This window comes from Burkholderia theae (assembly GCF_048565265.1).
GTDB classification, from domain to species: Bacteria; Pseudomonadota; Gammaproteobacteria; order Burkholderiales; family Burkholderiaceae; genus Burkholderia; species Burkholderia theae.
Map to the genome: position 1 here is coordinate 3,342,509 of NZ_CP183461.1, position 14,997 is coordinate 3,357,505.

Consider the following 14,997-nt stretch of genomic DNA (forward strand, 5'->3'; position numbering starts at 1 on the left):
TGCGGCGTTCAGAACGACGCGACCATCGAGCCCTTGAACTGCTTCTTGATGAATTCCTTCACTTCCGGCGACTGGTATGCCTTGACCAGCTTCTTCACCCACGGCTGGTCCTTGTCCTTCGCGCGCACGGCGATCAGGTTCGCATACGGGCTCGTCAGCGCCTCGAGCGCGATCGCGTCCTTGGTCGGCTGCAGGTTCGCGGCGAGCGCGTAGTTCGTGTTGATCACGGCCGCGTCGACGTCCGACAGCACGCGCGGCAGTTGCGCGGCGTCGAGCTCGGATATCTTCAGCTTCTTCGGGTTCTCGGCGATGTCGAGCACCGTCGCGTTGTTGCCGCCCGTGCCGGCGCCCGCCTTCAGCTTGATCACGCCTTGCGTCTGCAGCAGCAGCAGCGCGCGGTTCTCGTTCGACGGATCGTTCGGCACCGCGAGCTTCGCGCCTTGCGGCAGGTCCTTCAGCGCCTTGAACTTCTTCGAGTACACGCCGATCGGCGAGATGTAGGTCAGGCCCGCGCTGACGATCTTGTAGCCGCGCTGCTTCACCTGGCTGTCGAGGTAGGGCTGGTGCTGGAAGCTGTTCGCGTCGAGGTCGCCCGAGTCGAGCGCCGCGTTCGGCTGCACGTAGTCGTTGAACTCGATGACCTTCACGTTCAGGCCTTCCTTCTCCTTCGCGACCTTCTGCACGAGCTGCCACACTTCCGAATCCGGGCCGGCGACCGTGCCGACCTTGATCACCTTGTCTTCGGCGTGCGCGCCCGCCGACAGCGTCAGCGCTGCACCGGTAGCCAGCACGGAAAATACCTTCAGGAGACTGCGACGCTTCATCTGTTTCTCGCTTTCTTGCTTACTGGAAATAGGGCGCGATACGGGTAAGCCCCGACTCGCAGGAAGGCGCAAATGGTGTCACAGGATCGGCGGGAAGTGAAATACATCCCGCTCATATGGGTATGCACCGCAGCGGTGCTGGCGGCGGCGGCATGACCCGGCCGTTAGTTGCGTTTAAACCGACAACGTCAAACCACCATCTCGTCGGCCGCCTTCGCGCCGAACGCGGGTTCGGCCGCCCGTGCGCCGGCCCGGCGCGGCGACAGGCCGCCGGCGTCGCCGGTCCGGAATGCGCCGACCGCGTCGCGCAGCCGCGCGGCCTGTTCCTGCAGCGATGCGGCAGCCGCGGCGGCCTCCTCGACGAGCGCCGCGTTCTGCTGCGTCACCTGGTCCATCTGCGTAACCGCGCGCCCGACCTGCGTGATGCCGCTCGCCTGCTCCTCGGACGCGGCCGCGATCTCGCCCATGATGTCGGTCACGCGCGCGACCGCCTGCAGGATCTCGCCCATCGTCGTGCCGGCCTGGCCGACCAGCGTCGAACCGTTGCGCACGCGCTCAACCGAGTCGACGATCAGCTCGCGGATTTCCTTCGAGGCCGTCGCGCTGCGCTGCGCGAGCGAGCGCACCTCGCCCGCGACCACCGCGAAACCGCGGCCCTGCTCGCCCGCGCGCGCGGCCTCGACCGCCGCGTTCAGCGCGAGGATGTTGGTCTGGAACGCGATGCCCTCGATCACGCCGATGATGTCGGCGATCTTGCGCGAGCTGTCGTCGATCTCGCCCATCGTGCCGATCACGCGGTTCACGACGTCGCTCCCCGTGCGCGCGATGTCCGACGCGTTGTTCGCGAGCCCGCTCGCCTGCCGCGCGTTGTCCGCGTTCTGCTTCACCGTCGCGGTCAGCTGCTCCATGCTCGCGGCGGTTTCTTCCAGCGACGCGGCCTGCTCCTCGGTGCGCTGCGACAGGTCGTCGTTGCCGGCCGAGATCTCGCGGCTCGCCGACGCGATCGCTTCCGCCGACTGGCGAATCCCGCCGATCGTCGCCTGCAGCCGGGCCTGCATGTCGTGCATCGCGGCCATCATGCTCGTGCGGTCACCCGCGCGCACGGGCACCGGCTGCGTCAGGTCGCCCTGCGCGATGCGCGTCGCGAGCGCGGCCGCTTCGTCGGGCTCGCCGCCGAGACTGCCGCGCACGTTGCGGATGATCACCAGCATCGCCGCGCTGATCACGAAGCCGATCACGAACACGACCGCGAGGTGGCCGAGCAGCGTGCGGTAGTAGATGGTGTCGATGTCCTTCAGGAACACGCCGCTCGAGATGTTCCAGTCCCACGGCGCGAAACGCGTGACGTAGCTGATCTTCGGCACGGCGGTCTCGCTGTGCGGCAGCCGCCCGCGATATTCGGCGAAACCGCTGCCGGTCGCCTTCGCCGCGTTCAGGATCGTGACGAACAGCGGCTTGCCGTCCGGATCGAGATAGTCGCCGACCTGCGTGCCGACCAGCTTCGGCAGCGTCGGATGCATCAGCACGACCGGCTTCGAGTCCATCACGAACACATAGCCCGAATCGCCGTAGCGCATCGCGGCGAGACTCGCGAGCGCGTCGCGCTTCGCGTCGGCCTCGGGCAGCGTGCCGCTCTGCGCGAGCGCGTGATACGCCGTCACGATGCCGGCCGCCGAATCGACGAGGTTCGCGATGCCCGCCTTGCGTTCGGCGAGCATCGTCGCGCGCGTCTCGTAGGCGCTCCATGCGCCGACGCCCAGGAGACCGATCCATACCAGCGCAAGCGCGAGCCACAGCTTGCGGTTCAAACTCATTCTGCTCATCTGCGTGCCTTGTTGTCGATGTCGATGCGCACGAACGGCCCGCCGCGCGCAAACGGTTGCCCTTTTATTTACGGCAACGAGGCTTACAACTTGAATACACGCCGGTGCGACGTACCTGCGGCCGACACGCAGCCGTCACCCCGCCACGCGCCCGCCGGCGCGACAGCCCGCATCCGCTGTGCTACAAAGACCGGCTGGCCGGCGCGCGCAGCACCGGCGATATTCCAGGGCCATCCATGTACGTCATCGACATCCACTACACCGCGTCGCTCGAGCGCATCGACGACGCGCTCGAACGCCACCGCGCGTATCTGCAGCCGCTGTTCGACAAGGGCATCTTCATCGCGGCCGGGCCGAAAGTGCCGCGCGAAGGCGGCGTGATCCTCGCGGCCCGCATCGATCGCGACGAACTGGACGCGATCCTGAAGACCGATCCGTTCGTCACCGAGGGGCTCGCCACGTATCGCGTGACGGAATTCCGGATCACGCGCGCCGCGTCCGGCTTCAACGTGCCGGCGCTGCCGTAACGCGACGCCTGCACGGCACGCCTGCGCAACGCACGCGCAGGCCGACGCGCCGCCCGACGGGCAGCGCATGCAAACAACGAGAGGGAAAGAGAGAAGGCGTGACGGCGCGTGGCGGCCGTCAACGCGATCGCCGGGCCGCGCGCCCGGCGGATGCCGCTCAGTCGACCAGCAGCTTCAGGTCGTGGACCCACGGGCCGGGGCCCTGGCCGTCGCGCACGAACAGGCGCAGCTTGCCGTCGCGGTCAAACACGTAGCTCGCGGCGGTGTGATCCATCGTGTAGCTGTCGGGCGTCTTGCCGGGCACCTTCGCGTAATAGACGCGGAAATCCTTCGTGACCTTCTTCAGCGCCGCTTCGTCGGCCGGCCGCAGGCCGATGAACGACGGATCGAACGCAGGCACGTACTGGCCGAGCAGCGCCGGCGTGTCGCGCTCCGGATCGACTGTGACGAACAGCACCTGCACGCGCTTCGCGGCATCGGGCCCGAGCTGCTTCAGCGCCTCGGACAGCTCGGCCATCGTGGTCGGGCACACGTCCGGGCAGTGCGTATAGCCGAAGAACATCACGACAGCCTTGCCCTTGAAGTCGGCGAGCGTGCGCACCTTGCCGGCCGTGTCGGGCAGCGAGAAGTCGTTGCCGAACTGCGTGTTGCCGGTGATGTCGAGATTCTGGAATTTCGGCGCGTTGTCGCATCCGGCGAGCAGCAGCGCTGCCGTGAATGCGCACGCGAGCATCCAGCCTTGGCGCGCGCGGCGCCCGAACCGTGAATGGAGCATTGCGTTCAAACCGTGCGGTTACACGCCGAGCAGCGGGCGTGCGTAGTGATCGACGAGCAGCGCGGCGAACAGCAGCGACAGATAGACGATCGAGTAGCGGAAGGCCTTGCGGGCGAGTTCATCCGAATAGTCGCGGTAGATCTTCCACGCATACGCGAGGAACACCGCGCCGAGCAGCACCGCGCTCGTCAGGTAGACAGCCCCGCTCATCCCGGAGATGAACGGCATCAGCGTGACCGCGAACAGGATCACCGTGTACAGCAGGATGTGCAGCCGCGTGAACTTCTCGCCGTGCGTGACGGGCAGCATCGGCAGCCCCGCGCTCTCGTAATCCTTGCGGCGATAAAGCGCGAGCACCCAGAAATGCGGCGGCGTCCACACGAAGATGATCAGCACGAGAATCCACGCGTCGCCGGGCACCGCGCCGGTGACCGCGGCCCACCCGAGCGCCGGCGGCATCGCGCCCGACGCGCCGCCGATCACGATGTTCTGCGGCGTCATCGGCTTGAGCAGCAGCGTGTAGATCACCGCGTAGCCGACGAACGTCGCGATCGTCAGCCACATCGTCAGCGGGTTCGTGAACGTATAGAGCGTCCAAGCGCCGACGCTGCCGAGCACGGCCGAGAACACCAGGATCTGCGGCGTCGTGATCTCGCCGCGCGCGGACGGGCGCCACGCGGTACGGCGCATCATCGCGTCGATCTTCTGTTCGACGAGGCAATTGATCGCGAACGCGGCGCCGGCCAGCAGCCAGATGCCAACGGTGCCGCCGATCAGCACATGCCACGGCACCATGCCCGGTGTCGCGAGGAACATGCCGATCACCGCGCAGAACACCGCGAGCTGCGTGACACGCGGCTTCGTCAGCGCCATGTACTGGGAAAACCGGCTACCGGGCGATTGGGAGAGGGTGCTTTGCATGGGGGCGGTCACGCCGGGGCCGTGTCGCGCGCAGGCTGCGCGACACGGCCGGGGCGGCTTGAAAGGATGCGAAAGTTTAACATGACGACGAGCAGCAGCAGGATCGCGGCCCCGCCGTTGTGCGCGACGGCGACCGGCAGCGGCCACTGCAGCACGATGTTGGTCAGGCCCGTCACGAACTGCAGCAGGACGACCAGCAGCACGCCGTTCGCGGGCCGCCGCAGCGACTCGAAGCGGCGCATCTTCAGCGCGAACGCGACCAGGTACGCGACCACGACGAACGCGAACGTGCGGTGCGTCCAGTGGATCGCGACCAGCGCGTCCTGCGTGATCGCGTCGCCGTCCTTCGTCATCCCGAGCGCGCGCCACAGATGGAAGCCCTGCCCGAAGTCCATCGGCGGAATCCACTGACCATTGCAGGTCGGGAAATCGGTACACGCGAGCACCGCGTAGTTGGTGCTCACCCAGCCGCCGAGCGCGATCTGCACGACCAGCAGCACGAGCGCCGCAAGCGCGGCCGCGCGATAGCGTCCGGCCTCCGAGTCATGCGACGGCAGCGGCGTCTGCCGCGCCGCGAGCCAGCCGAGCGTGCCGAGCAGCATGAGGCCGAGCAGCAGGTGGGTCGTGACGATCACGGGCTGCAGCTTCATCGTGACCGTCCACGCGCCGAACACGCCCTGCACGACGATCAGCAGCAGCAGGCTCGTCGGCCACCACGGCGACACGTGCAGCGGGCGGCGGCGCAGCCGCGCGGACCACGCGATCACGACCTGCGCGATGATCAGCACGCCGATCGCCATCGCGAAATAGCGGTGGATCATCTCGATCCACGCCTTGGTCATGCTGACGGGGCCCGTCGGCATCGCCTGGTGCGCGGCCGTGATCGCGGCGTGCGCGATGAACGGCGACGACGTGCCGTAGCAGCCGGGCCAGTCGGGACAGCCGAGCCCCGAATCGGTCAGCCGCGTGAAGCCGCCGAACATCACCAGATCGAGGGTGAGGAAGGTGGTGATCCACACGAGCTTGCGGAACTTGTCGTCGTCGGCCTTCACCCACACGTACGACAGCGGCAGCAGCGCGATGCAGAAGCCGATCAGGCCGAGTTGCAGTAGATACGACATCGGAATGGTGCCTCGTTCTCTCGCCTTAGCCGATGCTCGACCACTTCAGCAGCTTCGTGACGTCCGCCTTGATCTTGCTGGGATTCGGATCTTTCGGGAAACGCATCATCAGGTTGCCGTTCGGGTCGACCATGTAGATGTGGTCGCTGTCCTTCGTGCCGGCGTCGGCCGGCAGCCACGCGGCAACCGCCGCCGGATCGGCGACGAGCCGGCGCGTGTCGGGATACGCATCCAGCACCTTCTGCGGCATCGCGCCCGCATCCCCGCGCAGCCACACCATCGTGATCCGGTGCCGTTCGCCCGCCTGCGTGACGCGGATCTGGCGCATGAAATAGAGCTTCTGCGCGCACGCTTCGTCGCACGCGCTGCGGTCGGTCATCACGAACAGCCATACGCCGCGCAGCGACGACAGCGGCACGGTCTTGCCGGTTTCGTCGGTGACTTGCAGATCCGCCGGAATCGGCCGCTGCGGCTCGATCAGCGTGCCGTAGTTCGTCGAGCCGCCCTTCGGCTTGATCACGTAATAGGTGAAGTACGACGCGAGCATCGGCGCGGCGCACACGAGCCCGAGCAGCACGAGCATCCAGCGGCCGCGCTTGCGGGCCGCCGGCGAAACCGGCTCGGCGGCCGGACCCTGACGGGAAGATTGCATGGACAAATCAGACCTCTCGAAACGAACCCGCGGCACTTGCGCCGCGTCCTGGCAAGGCGCTCATGCGCCGGCCGACTTCTTCGCCGCACGCCGCGCGGCGTACAGCCCGAAGCCGAGCGCGGCCGCCGCCATCGCCCACCACTGAAACATGTAACCGTAATTGCGCTCGACGCCGGTCGTCGCCGCCGGCCAGTCGCGCACCAGCTTGTCGCCGTCGTCGCTCGTCTGCTGGATCACGAACGGCTGCAGCGGCAGCCCCGTTTCCCGCGCATACGCGCCGACGTCCAGGTTCTGCCGGATCTTCTGGTGCGCCGCCGAACCGCCTTCGCCGAGCTCGAACGCGCGCGACGCGTCGGCGCGCGCGATGCCCACGATCTCGACGTCGCCCGCGGGCGTCGCGAACGGCTCGATCGCCGTGCGATCGGCGATGCTGCGCGGCAGCCAGCCGCGGTTGACCAGCACGACGCCGCCGCCCGTGAGTTTAAACGGCATCACGACGTAAAAACCCGGCTGGTCGTTATACGGCCGATTGTCGAGAAACACGGCTTGCTCGGGCACGAACCGGCCTTTCGCACGCACGCGATGAAACTCGATCGACGCCAGCGGAATCGGCTGCGCGCCGATGTCGACCGGCGCCGCATGCTCGAAGCGCTCGATGCTCGCCTGCAGCGCTTCCTTCTGGTGCGCACGGTCGCGCTGCCAGAAGCCGAGACGGATCGTGACGGCGACGACGACGAGGATCAGCAGCGCAGGCAGCCAGCGAATCTTCATCATGCCGCCCGCCCGGCACATGCGCGAAAGCGAAGTGCGATAATTATCCCCCTCCTTTCGAATTGCCGTCGTCCGGTTCGTGTCATGCACATCCTCGTTCCCATCGCCTTCGTCCTCATCATTGCCAGCATGGGCTCGGCGCTCTACTTCATGATGCACGACCGCGGCCACACGAAACGCATGGTCTGGTCGCTCGCCACCCGCGTCGGGCTGTCGGTCTCGCTGTTCCTGCTCATCCTGCTCGCGAACTGGATGGGCTGGATCCATCCGACCGGCTTGCCGATCGGGCGTTGATGCATGTGCCGCCACGGCCGCTGCCACCCGCTGTGACATTTCGCCGCATGGCCGCGGCACCAAGCAAAAGCGCCGCCTGACTGAGTCGCGGCGGCGCCAGGGTGGTGTCGGCAGGCAGCCAGCCGCTGCCCGCTCGACACCAATGAAAACGGCCCGCGCATTGCTGCGCGGGCCGTTGTTCCATTTACAGCCAGTAGACGACGACGTACAGGCCGAGCCAGACGACGTCGACGAAGTGCCAGTACCACGCGGCGCCTTCGAATGCGAAGTGATGTTCGGGCGTGAAGTGGCCGCGGATCATCCGCACCAGCACCACCGCGAGCATCGTGCCGCCGAGGAACACGTGGAAGCCGTGGAAGCCGGTCAGCAGGAAGAACGTCGAACCGTACACGCCCGAATTCAGCGTCAGGTTCAGTTCGTTGTACGCGTGGTAGTACTCGAAGCCCTGCAGGAACAGGAAGCAGATACCGAACGCGAGCGTCGCGGCCATCCAGGCGATCGCCTTCTTGCGATGATCGTCACGCAGTGCGTGGTGCGAGATCGTCAGCGTCACACCGGACGACAGCAGGAATGCCGTGTTCAGCGTCGGGACCGGCCACGGGCCCATCGTCTTGAAGTGACCGGCGAGTGCTGCGGGGCCTTCGTTCGGCCACACTGCGGAGAAATCCGGCCAGATCAGCTTGTAGTCGAGGCTGCCGAGCTGGTGCAGCGCGATTTCACGCGCGTAGAACAGCGCGCCGAAGAACGCGCCGAAGAACATGACTTCCGAGAAGATGAACCAGCTCATGCTCCAGCGGTACGACTTGTCGACGTTCTTGCCGTAATGACCGCCTTCCGATTCGGCGATCGCGTCGCCGAACCAGTGATACAGCGTGAAGAGCAACCACAGCAGGCCGAGCAACGCCGTAAACGGCGCCCAGTCGTGACCGTTGATCCACAGCGCCGCCGATCCGAGCATGACCAGCAGGCCGGTGGCCGCACTGATCGGATGGTGCGACGGATGCGGCACGAAATAGTACGGGGTCTGGTTTTGACCGCTCATGCTTGATTCTCCACTTCAGTCCAATTTGTGTACCGGAAACCGCTCCGGCTTTATTTCTTGCGCGGCGTGACCGCCACCGCGCTTATCCGCACGCGTCGCCGTGGCGCCGCGCACTGCATTCTTTCGTTGCCGCGGGCTTCAGCCCACGACCGCACGCACGATCAGGATCAGCACGCCGATGAACACGCCGGCCGCGATCAACGCGACGATCAGCACGTGCAGCGGATTCAGCTGCGTCGCGTCGGCCTCCAGGTCGCGCCGCTTGCGCACCCCGAAGAACGACCACAGCACGGCCTTCACTGCCTGGCCGAACCCGCCGCGCTTGACCTCCGTCATCGCCCCGCCTCCGTCGTCATGCACCCGGCGTCGCCGCGCCCTGCGACGCCGTGCTGCGCGTCGCCGGCGCCGGTGCGGCCGGCGTATTCAGTTCGAAGAACGTGTACGACAGCGTGATCGTCTTCACGTCCTTCGGCAGTTTCGGATCGATCACGAACACCACCGGCATCTTGCGCGACTCGTTCGCGGCCAGCGTCTGCTGCGTGAAGCAAAAGCATTCGATCTTCTTGAAGAACTCCGTCGCCTGCTTCGGCGCGTAGCTCGGAATCGCCTGTGCAACGACCGGCCTGCCCTGCCCGTTCGTCACGTCGTACACGATCGTCGTCAGTTCGCCCGGATGCACGTCGAGACTGTTGTGCTCCGGCTTGAAACCGAGCGGCCCGCGCGCGTTCGCATCGAACTCGACCGACACCGTGCGGCTATAGTCGACCTGCGAGTTCTTCACCTCGCGCTCGCTGACGTCGCGCTGCACCAGGTTGTTGATGCCGGTGATCTGGCAGATCGCCCGATACATCGGGATCAGCGCGAAGCCGAACCCGAACATCAGCCCGGCCACGACGAAGAGCTTCACCAGCATCGAACGATTGAACGCGCGATCGACGGCGCCCTCTTCCGGCTTCGACATACGACAACTTCCTCGCTACTGCGTCAGTTACTGCTTCAGTGAGTGGACAGCCACCACTGCTTGATCACGACACCCACAAAAAAAACGGCGGCGATGACGAGCAGGATGAGGCCGAGCCGCTTGTTGCCCGCGCGGATCTGCTCGGGCGTTCGTCTTTCTTGTGGATTCCGGGTCATCTGAAACTTCGGTTCGGCGCCCGCCGCGCCTGCCTGAGCGGCAGGCAGCGGCGGAACGCACAGTGAAACTTACTCGACGTGCGGCGGTTGCTCGAACGTGTGGAAGGGAGCCGGGCTCGGCACCGTCCACTCGAGGCCCGTCGCGCCATCCCACGGCTTGTCCGACGCCTTTTCCAGCTCGCCGCCGCCACGGTAGGCCGGCAGCGCGACCGCGAACAGGAAGTACACCTGCGCGAGGCCGAAGCCGAATGCGCCGATCGTCGCAACCTGGTTGAAGTCCGTGAACTGCGCCGGGTAGTCCGCATAACGACGCGGCATGCCTGCGAGACCGACGAAGTGCATCGGGAAGAACGTCAGGTTGAAGAAGATCATCGACGCCCAGAAGTGGATCTTGCCGCGCGTCTCGTTGTACATCCAGCCCGTCCACTTCGGCGCCCAGTAATACCAGCCCGAGAACAGCGCGAACAACGAACCCGCCACCAGCACGTAGTGGAAGTGCGCCACCACGAAGTAGGTCCCGTGATACTGGATGTCGAGCGGCGCCATCGCGAGCATCAGGCCCGTCAGGCCGCCGAACGTGAACACGAACAGGAAGCCGATCGCGAACAGCATCGGGGTTTCGAAGGTCATCGAGCCGCGCCACATCGTCGCGAGCCAGTTGAACACCTTCACGCCCGTCGGCACGGCGATCAGCATCGTCGCGTACATGAAGAACAGCTGGCCGGTGACCGGCATGCCCGTCGCGAACATGTGGTGCGCCCAGACCATGAACGACAGGATCGCGATCGAAGCCGTCGCGTACACCATCGAGCTATAGCCGAACAGCGTCTTGCGTGCGAACGCCGGGATCACCTGCGACACGATCCCGAACGCCGGCAGAATCATGATGTACACCTCGGGGTGGCCGAAGAACCAGAAGATGTGCTGGTACATCACCGGGTCGCCGCCGCCTGCCGCGTTGAAGAACGACGTGCCGAAGTGGCGGTCGAACAGCACCATCGTGATCGCGCCTGCCAGAACCGGCATCACCGCGATCAGCAGGTACGCCGTGATCAGCCACGTCCATGCGAACATCGGCATCTTCATCAGCGTCATGCCCGGTGCGCGCATGTTCAGGATCGTCACGACGATGTTGATCCCGCCCATGATCGACGATGCACCCATCAAGTGGACCGCGAAGATCGCGAAGTCCATGCCCGGGCCCATCTGCGTCGACAGCGGCGCGTACAGCGTCCAGCCGGCGGCCGTCGCGCCGCCCGGCGCGAAGAACGAGCCGACCAGCAGCACGGCGGCAACCGGCAGCAGCCAGAAGCTGAAGTTGTTCATCCGCGCGAACGCCATGTCGGATGCGCCGATCTGCAGCGGAATCATCCAGTTCGCGAAGCCGACGAACGCCGGCATGATCGCGCCGAACACCATGATCAGACCGTGCATCGTCGTGAGTTCGTTGAAGAACTCCGGACGCATGATCTGCAGGCCCGGCTCGAACAGCTCGGCACGGATGCCGAGCGCCATCACGCCGCCCGACAGGAACATGATGAACGAGAACAGCAGGTACAGCGTACCGATGTCCTTGTGGTTGGTGGCGAACAACCAGCGCCGCCAGCCATGCGGTGTTTCGTGCGCGTGGTCGTCGTGCGCGTGGTCCGCGGCTACGTCGTGCCCGATGCTAGACATGAGAATCTCCTAATGCGAATACGTCGACTAACTGAGCGACACGTCAAGCCGCCGGACCGATCTCGACCCGCCGGGCTTCCTTAGCGTCAGCCCCGCCCGTGATCGTTTCCGGCTTTTTCATGATGATGTGGTCTTCCGCCACGCCGGCCGCCTTCAGCGCGTCGCGCACAGCCAGTGCGCGCTGCTTGGCCAGTTCGGCGTTCGCGTCGGCCGAGCCCGTCTTGTCGGTGAAGCCCGACAGCGCGAGCTTCGCGTCCGGATGTGCCTTCGCATAGTCGGCCGCGGCGGCGATCGCCGCCTTCGCGTCGGCCGGCAGCGCGCTCTTGCCCGTTTCGAAGTAGATCGTCGACAGCGCGGCCGATGCCGATGCTGCCGCCGGCTGCTCGGCTGCGCCCGACGCGGCTTGCGCCGGTGCCGCTGCAGCCGGCGCCGCTGCGCCCGCCGTGTCTTCCGGCATCTTGCCGTTGCGCGCGTCAGCCACTTGCTTCGGCTGCAGCAGGTCGTTCTTGTGGTTGCCCCACGAATTGCGCTCGTACGTGATGACCGATGCGATGTCGAGGTCCGACAGCGATGCCCACGACGGCATTGCACCCTTGCCGTGCAGCACGCGCTCGACGTGTCCGGCGATCGGGCCGTTCACGATCGGGCTGCCGTCCATCGCCGGGAACGCGCCGAGGCCCTTGCCGCTCACCTGGTGGCAGGCCGCGCAGTTCGCCTTGTAGACTTCCTCGCCGTGCGCGACGAGTTCGGCCATCGTGTATACCTTGTTCGGATCGACCGACGCGCTGGCCATCTTGGCCTTCTGCGCGGTCACCCACTTCGCGTAGTCGTCTTCCGACAGGACTTCGACGACGACCGGCATGTACGCGTGTTCCTTGCCGCACAGCTCGGTACAGAAACCGCGGAAGGTACCGACCTTGTCGGCCTTGAACCACGTGTCGCGGACGAAGCCGGGAATCGCATCCTGCTTCACGCCGAACGCGGGCACGTACCACGAGTGGACGACGTCGTTCGCGGTCGTGATGATGCGGATCTTCTTGTTGACCGGCACGACGAGCGGGTTGTCGACTTCCTGCAGATAGGTGTCGGTGATCGGCTTCTTGCCCATCACTTCGTCACGCGGGGTGCTCAGCGTCGACAGGAAGCCGATGCCCTCGCCCGGGCCCTTCACGTAGTCGTAGCCCCACTTCCACTGGTAGCCGGTGACCTTGATCGTGAGATCGGCGTTCGTCGTGTCTTTCATCGCGACGACGGCCTTCGTCGCCGGCAGCGCCATCAGCACGACGATGACGAACGGCACGATCGTCCAGATGATCTCGACGGTCGTGCTTTCATGGAAATTGGCGGCCTTGTGGCCCTTGGATTTGCGGTGCGCGAAGATCGAATAGAACATCACGCCGAACACGCCGACGAAGATCACCGTACACAGGATCAGCATCATCGTGTGGAGATCGTAGAGCTCCTCGGCGATTTTCGTGACCGGCGGCTGAAAGTTGATCTCGTTGACGCGGGGGCCGCCCGGGCTATCACCGACCGCCAGGGCGGCACCGGCAAAGAGCAAACCGCTGCATGCCAGCACGCCCGTGAGGGCTCGCTTGATTGTTTTCATAGCATCCTTACCCAAAATTTCCATTCAAACCCTCCCCCGTCGCAAGCCGCCGGCCTGTTCCCGGCCGGTGCCCGCGCCTCGTCAGCCGCAGCGCCTGAGCGACACTCGCAGTTCGTCGGCGAACTGCGCACGCTTGTACTGCGCGAGATGCTGCCCGATTACGACGGTCTGCCCGCGCGATACCAGTCGAATCGGATCGCGTGGCGTCGCACCCGGCTCGACCCGCACCCAGCGCGGGTTGAATTCGATCTGCGTGAGCCGCTCCGCATCCATCCGCTCGATCACGAGCCGGTGCGGAAACAGCCTGATGCGTTCGTAATCGACCGCATGGCGAGCATAGATCGCAAATGCGACACCCACCACCAGCAACTCGATTCCGGTGAAGGGCATGACGAGCCAGGCCCCCCTCCACATCAGCAACGTCGCAATCACCAGCGAGAAGCCCGCAAGCGACGCGTAAAACAGCACGAACTGGCGTGGCGACACCGAACAGTTGCGTTTGATCAGCCAGTCCTGGAGGACCGGTTCGCCGTTCGTCGTCTCCGCCGAAACACTCGCTGCTTCCATCGCCGCCTCACGCGAATGGCATGCGATGCATGCCTGCATCGGACTCGTCGCCCCGTATTGCGGGGACCCCGGGACGACAAGCTGACGCATTATAGGCGGGTTCAATGGCATCCACAAGCAAGCGCCTATCGCCCCGCAAGCCAAGCGCGACAAGCTTTCCGGCCGTTTTTGGCGCCAATTCGACCCCGCTTTGCGCCGCTAATTTCAGACATAACAAAACCCCTCTTTACCGCTTTACCGATTCTTCGGACGGCCCTTCCCGATGTCCTCGATGCGCACGATCCCGTGCCCTTCGGCGGTCGTGCGCGGCACGGCCTTCCAGGCGTGGCCGTAGATCACCTCGAAGGTCAGCGGAATCGTGCCGTCCGCGCGCCGGCGCGCCTCCAGCGCGTCGCCGAGCGCCGCGCGAAAGCGCCGCGTCGCGCGCTGCGGCGCCGCGCGCTCGAACGGATAGGCGCCCCAGCGGCGCACGTCGGCCAGCAGGGAGTCGGGGGATTTGTAGGTGACGGTCAGCACTTCCTGATCCATCACGGGAATCTCGAAGCCGCTCTCGACGAGCATGTCGCCGAGGTCGTGCATGTCGACGAAATCGATCACGCGCGCGGCAGGCGGCGCAATGCCGAGCGCCGCTTCGGCGTCCGCGCAGGCCGCGCGCAGTTCGCGCAGCGTATCGGGGCCGAGCGTGCTAAACATCAGCAGGCCGTTGACGCGCAGCACGCGCTGCCATTCGGGCAGCACCGCGTCGGGGCGCGAATGCCAGTGGAGGGCGAGGTTCGACCAGATCAGGTCGAACGCGCCGCCCGGAAACGGCAGCGCGGCGAAATCGGCCTGCGCGACGCGCGGGCCGCGCTGGCCCAGTGCCCGGCCGAGCGAAGCCGGCAGCCAGCGGCGCCAGCTCGCCTGCTCGACCTCGCGCTGGCCGGCCCGCGCGAGCATCGCGCCGGACAGGTCGACGCCGAATACGGGCGCCTCCGGAAAGCGCGCGCGCAGCGCCGGCAGGTCGTCGCCGGGGCCGCAGCCCGCGTCGAGCACGGCCGTTGGACTCACCTTGATGTATTCGAGGCGTTCGTTCATCCGCTGCGCGATCTCGCGCGGCAGGAACGCGACCGCGTCGAACGTGGCGGCACGGCGGTCGAAGATCCGCCGCAGGCGCCCGGCGTCATTGGCCGGACGGCTGGTTGAAGTCGAAGCTGGGGACATGTCGGGCACACTGGCGAAGAGCCCGAAGTATACTCGCTCGCCCCGCAGGCTTCATCG

General features: G+C 66.0%; 17 protein-coding genes. 2 read left to right on the forward strand and 15 right to left on the reverse strand.

Going from position 1 to position 14,997, the window contains the following annotated elements; genetic code table 11:
- Positions 1–8 precede the first annotated feature (8 nt).
- Positions 9–824 (reverse strand): MetQ/NlpA family ABC transporter substrate-binding protein, encoded by an 816-nt coding sequence (locus ACN22W_RS15750; protein WP_129513028.1) that lies wholly within the window; start codon positions 822–824, stop codon positions 9–11.
- A gap of 188 nt (positions 825–1,012) precedes the next feature.
- Positions 1,013–2,647 (reverse strand): methyl-accepting chemotaxis protein, encoded by a 1,635-nt coding sequence (locus ACN22W_RS15755; protein ID WP_419685357.1) that lies wholly within the window; start codon positions 2,645–2,647, stop codon positions 1,013–1,015.
- 236 nt (positions 2,648–2,883) lie between these two features.
- Between ACN22W_RS15755 and ACN22W_RS15760 the strand changes: the two genes are divergently transcribed.
- Positions 2,884–3,174 carry a YciI family protein gene (locus tag ACN22W_RS15760; protein ID WP_034179097.1) on the forward strand — a complete coding sequence of 97 codons (291 nt, stop codon included), beginning with the start codon at positions 2,884–2,886 and terminating at the stop codon, positions 3,172–3,174.
- A 157-nt stretch (positions 3,175–3,331) separates the two neighbouring features.
- Here ACN22W_RS15760 and ACN22W_RS15765 read toward each other — a convergent pair whose 3' ends face one another.
- From ACN22W_RS15765 to ACN22W_RS15785, 5 genes are read right to left on the reverse strand one after another with little or no spacing between them, the layout of a single operon-like run.
- The gene (locus tag ACN22W_RS15765) at positions 3,332–3,949 is read right to left on the reverse strand and encodes an SCO family protein (RefSeq protein ID WP_129513030.1); all 618 of its coding nucleotides are present in this window, start codon (positions 3,947–3,949) and stop codon (positions 3,332–3,334) included.
- 18 nt (positions 3,950–3,967) lie between these two features.
- On the reverse strand, positions 3,968–4,870 hold the full coding sequence (cyoE, locus tag ACN22W_RS15770) for a heme o synthase (RefSeq protein ID WP_048247036.1): 903 nt from the start codon (positions 4,868–4,870) through the stop codon (positions 3,968–3,970).
- Positions 4,871–4,878: 8 nt separating this feature from the next.
- The gene (locus ACN22W_RS15775; RefSeq protein WP_419685358.1) at positions 4,879–5,991 is read right to left on the reverse strand and encodes a COX15/CtaA family protein; all 1,113 of its coding nucleotides are present in this window, start codon (positions 5,989–5,991) and stop codon (positions 4,879–4,881) included.
- A gap of 25 nt (positions 5,992–6,016) precedes the next feature.
- Positions 6,017–6,643: an SCO family protein gene (locus ACN22W_RS15780; RefSeq protein ID WP_193099153.1), complete on the reverse strand. Its 627-nt coding sequence runs from the start codon at positions 6,641–6,643 to the stop codon at positions 6,017–6,019.
- A gap of 60 nt (positions 6,644–6,703) precedes the next feature.
- Entirely contained in the window at positions 6,704–7,414 is a 711-nt protein-coding gene (locus tag ACN22W_RS15785) for an SURF1 family protein (protein WP_419687433.1), read from the reverse strand.
- An 84-nt stretch (positions 7,415–7,498) separates the two neighbouring features.
- On the opposite strand from ACN22W_RS15785, the gene ACN22W_RS15790 reads away from it, so the two are divergent.
- Complete coding sequence (locus tag ACN22W_RS15790) at positions 7,499–7,708, forward strand: twin transmembrane helix small protein (protein WP_048247042.1); 210 nt, start codon at positions 7,499–7,501, stop codon at positions 7,706–7,708.
- A gap of 184 nt (positions 7,709–7,892) precedes the next feature.
- Here the strand turns inward: ACN22W_RS15790 and ACN22W_RS15795 are convergent, their stop codons facing one another.
- From ACN22W_RS15795 to ACN22W_RS15830, 8 genes are all read right to left on the reverse strand, one after another.
- A complete protein-coding gene (locus ACN22W_RS15795) occupies positions 7,893–8,750 on the reverse strand; it encodes a cytochrome c oxidase subunit 3 (RefSeq protein ID WP_048247044.1) in 858 nt (285 codons plus the stop codon).
- Between the two features lie 138 nt (positions 8,751–8,888).
- A complete protein-coding gene (locus ACN22W_RS15800; RefSeq protein ID WP_048247046.1) occupies positions 8,889–9,086 on the reverse strand; it encodes a DUF2970 domain-containing protein in 198 nt (65 codons plus the stop codon).
- 16 nt (positions 9,087–9,102) lie between these two features.
- Entirely contained in the window at positions 9,103–9,711 is a 609-nt protein-coding gene (locus ACN22W_RS15805) for a cytochrome c oxidase assembly protein (RefSeq protein ID WP_129513034.1), read from the reverse strand.
- A 35-nt stretch (positions 9,712–9,746) separates the two neighbouring features.
- Entirely contained in the window at positions 9,747–9,887 is a 141-nt protein-coding gene (locus tag ACN22W_RS15810) for a cytochrome oxidase small assembly protein (RefSeq protein ID WP_034179107.1), read from the reverse strand.
- Positions 9,888–9,956: 69 nt separating this feature from the next.
- Positions 9,957–11,564, reverse strand: coding sequence for a cytochrome c oxidase subunit I (gene ctaD / locus ACN22W_RS15815; RefSeq protein ID WP_048247050.1), 1,608 nt, complete (start codon positions 11,562–11,564; stop codon positions 9,957–9,959).
- A gap of 43 nt (positions 11,565–11,607) precedes the next feature.
- Positions 11,608–13,197 carry a cytochrome c oxidase subunit II gene (coxB, locus tag ACN22W_RS15820; protein WP_419685359.1) on the reverse strand — a complete coding sequence of 530 codons (1,590 nt, stop codon included), beginning with the start codon at positions 13,195–13,197 and terminating at the stop codon, positions 11,608–11,610.
- A 57-nt stretch (positions 13,198–13,254) separates the two neighbouring features.
- Complete coding sequence (locus tag ACN22W_RS15825) at positions 13,255–13,779, reverse strand: DUF2244 domain-containing protein (RefSeq protein ID WP_129514702.1); 525 nt, start codon at positions 13,777–13,779, stop codon at positions 13,255–13,257.
- A 195-nt stretch (positions 13,780–13,974) separates the two neighbouring features.
- On the reverse strand, positions 13,975–14,940 hold the full coding sequence (locus tag ACN22W_RS15830) for a methyltransferase domain-containing protein (RefSeq protein ID WP_129513036.1): 966 nt from the start codon (positions 14,938–14,940) through the stop codon (positions 13,975–13,977).
- Positions 14,941–14,997 lie beyond the last annotated feature (57 nt).

Bases quoted from the DNA above. Each gene is read 5' to 3' on its own strand.
- ACN22W_RS15750 (WP_129513028.1), bottom strand. From the start codon at position 824: ATGAAGCGTCGCAGTCTCCTGAAGGTATTTTCCGTGCTGGCTACCGGT.
- ACN22W_RS15755 (WP_419685357.1), bottom strand. From the start codon at position 2,647: ATGAGCAGAATGAGTTTGAACCGCAAGCTGTGGCTCGCGCTTGCGCTG.
- ACN22W_RS15760 (WP_034179097.1), top strand. From the start codon at position 2,884: ATGTACGTCATCGACATCCACTACACCGCGTCGCTCGAGCGCATCGAC.
- ACN22W_RS15765 (WP_129513030.1), bottom strand. From the start codon at position 3,949: ATGCTCCATTCACGGTTCGGGCGCCGCGCGCGCCAAGGCTGGATGCTC.
- cyoE (WP_048247036.1), bottom strand. From the start codon at position 4,870: ATGCAAAGCACCCTCTCCCAATCGCCCGGTAGCCGGTTTTCCCAGTAC.
- ACN22W_RS15775 (WP_419685358.1), bottom strand. From the start codon at position 5,991: ATGTCGTATCTACTGCAACTCGGCCTGATCGGCTTCTGCATCGCGCTG.
- ACN22W_RS15780 (WP_193099153.1), bottom strand. From the start codon at position 6,643: ATGCAATCTTCCCGTCAGGGTCCGGCCGCCGAGCCGGTTTCGCCGGCG.
- ACN22W_RS15785 (WP_419687433.1), bottom strand. From the start codon at position 7,414: ATGAAGATTCGCTGGCTGCCTGCGCTGCTGATCCTCGTCGTCGTCGCC.
- ACN22W_RS15790 (WP_048247042.1), top strand. From the start codon at position 7,499: ATGCACATCCTCGTTCCCATCGCCTTCGTCCTCATCATTGCCAGCATG.
- ACN22W_RS15795 (WP_048247044.1), bottom strand. From the start codon at position 8,750: ATGAGCGGTCAAAACCAGACCCCGTACTATTTCGTGCCGCATCCGTCG.
- ACN22W_RS15800 (WP_048247046.1), bottom strand. From the start codon at position 9,086: ATGACGGAGGTCAAGCGCGGCGGGTTCGGCCAGGCAGTGAAGGCCGTG.
- ACN22W_RS15805 (WP_129513034.1), bottom strand. From the start codon at position 9,711: ATGTCGAAGCCGGAAGAGGGCGCCGTCGATCGCGCGTTCAATCGTTCG.
- ACN22W_RS15810 (WP_034179107.1), bottom strand. From the start codon at position 9,887: ATGACCCGGAATCCACAAGAAAGACGAACGCCCGAGCAGATCCGCGCG.
- ctaD (WP_048247050.1), bottom strand. From the start codon at position 11,564: ATGTCTAGCATCGGGCACGACGTAGCCGCGGACCACGCGCACGACGAC.
- coxB (WP_419685359.1), bottom strand. From the start codon at position 13,197: ATGGAAATTTTGGGTAAGGATGCTATGAAAACAATCAAGCGAGCCCTC.
- ACN22W_RS15825 (WP_129514702.1), bottom strand. From the start codon at position 13,779: ATGCAGGCATGCATCGCATGCCATTCGCGTGAGGCGGCGATGGAAGCA.
- ACN22W_RS15830 (WP_129513036.1), bottom strand. From the start codon at position 14,940: ATGTCCCCAGCTTCGACTTCAACCAGCCGTCCGGCCAATGACGCCGGG.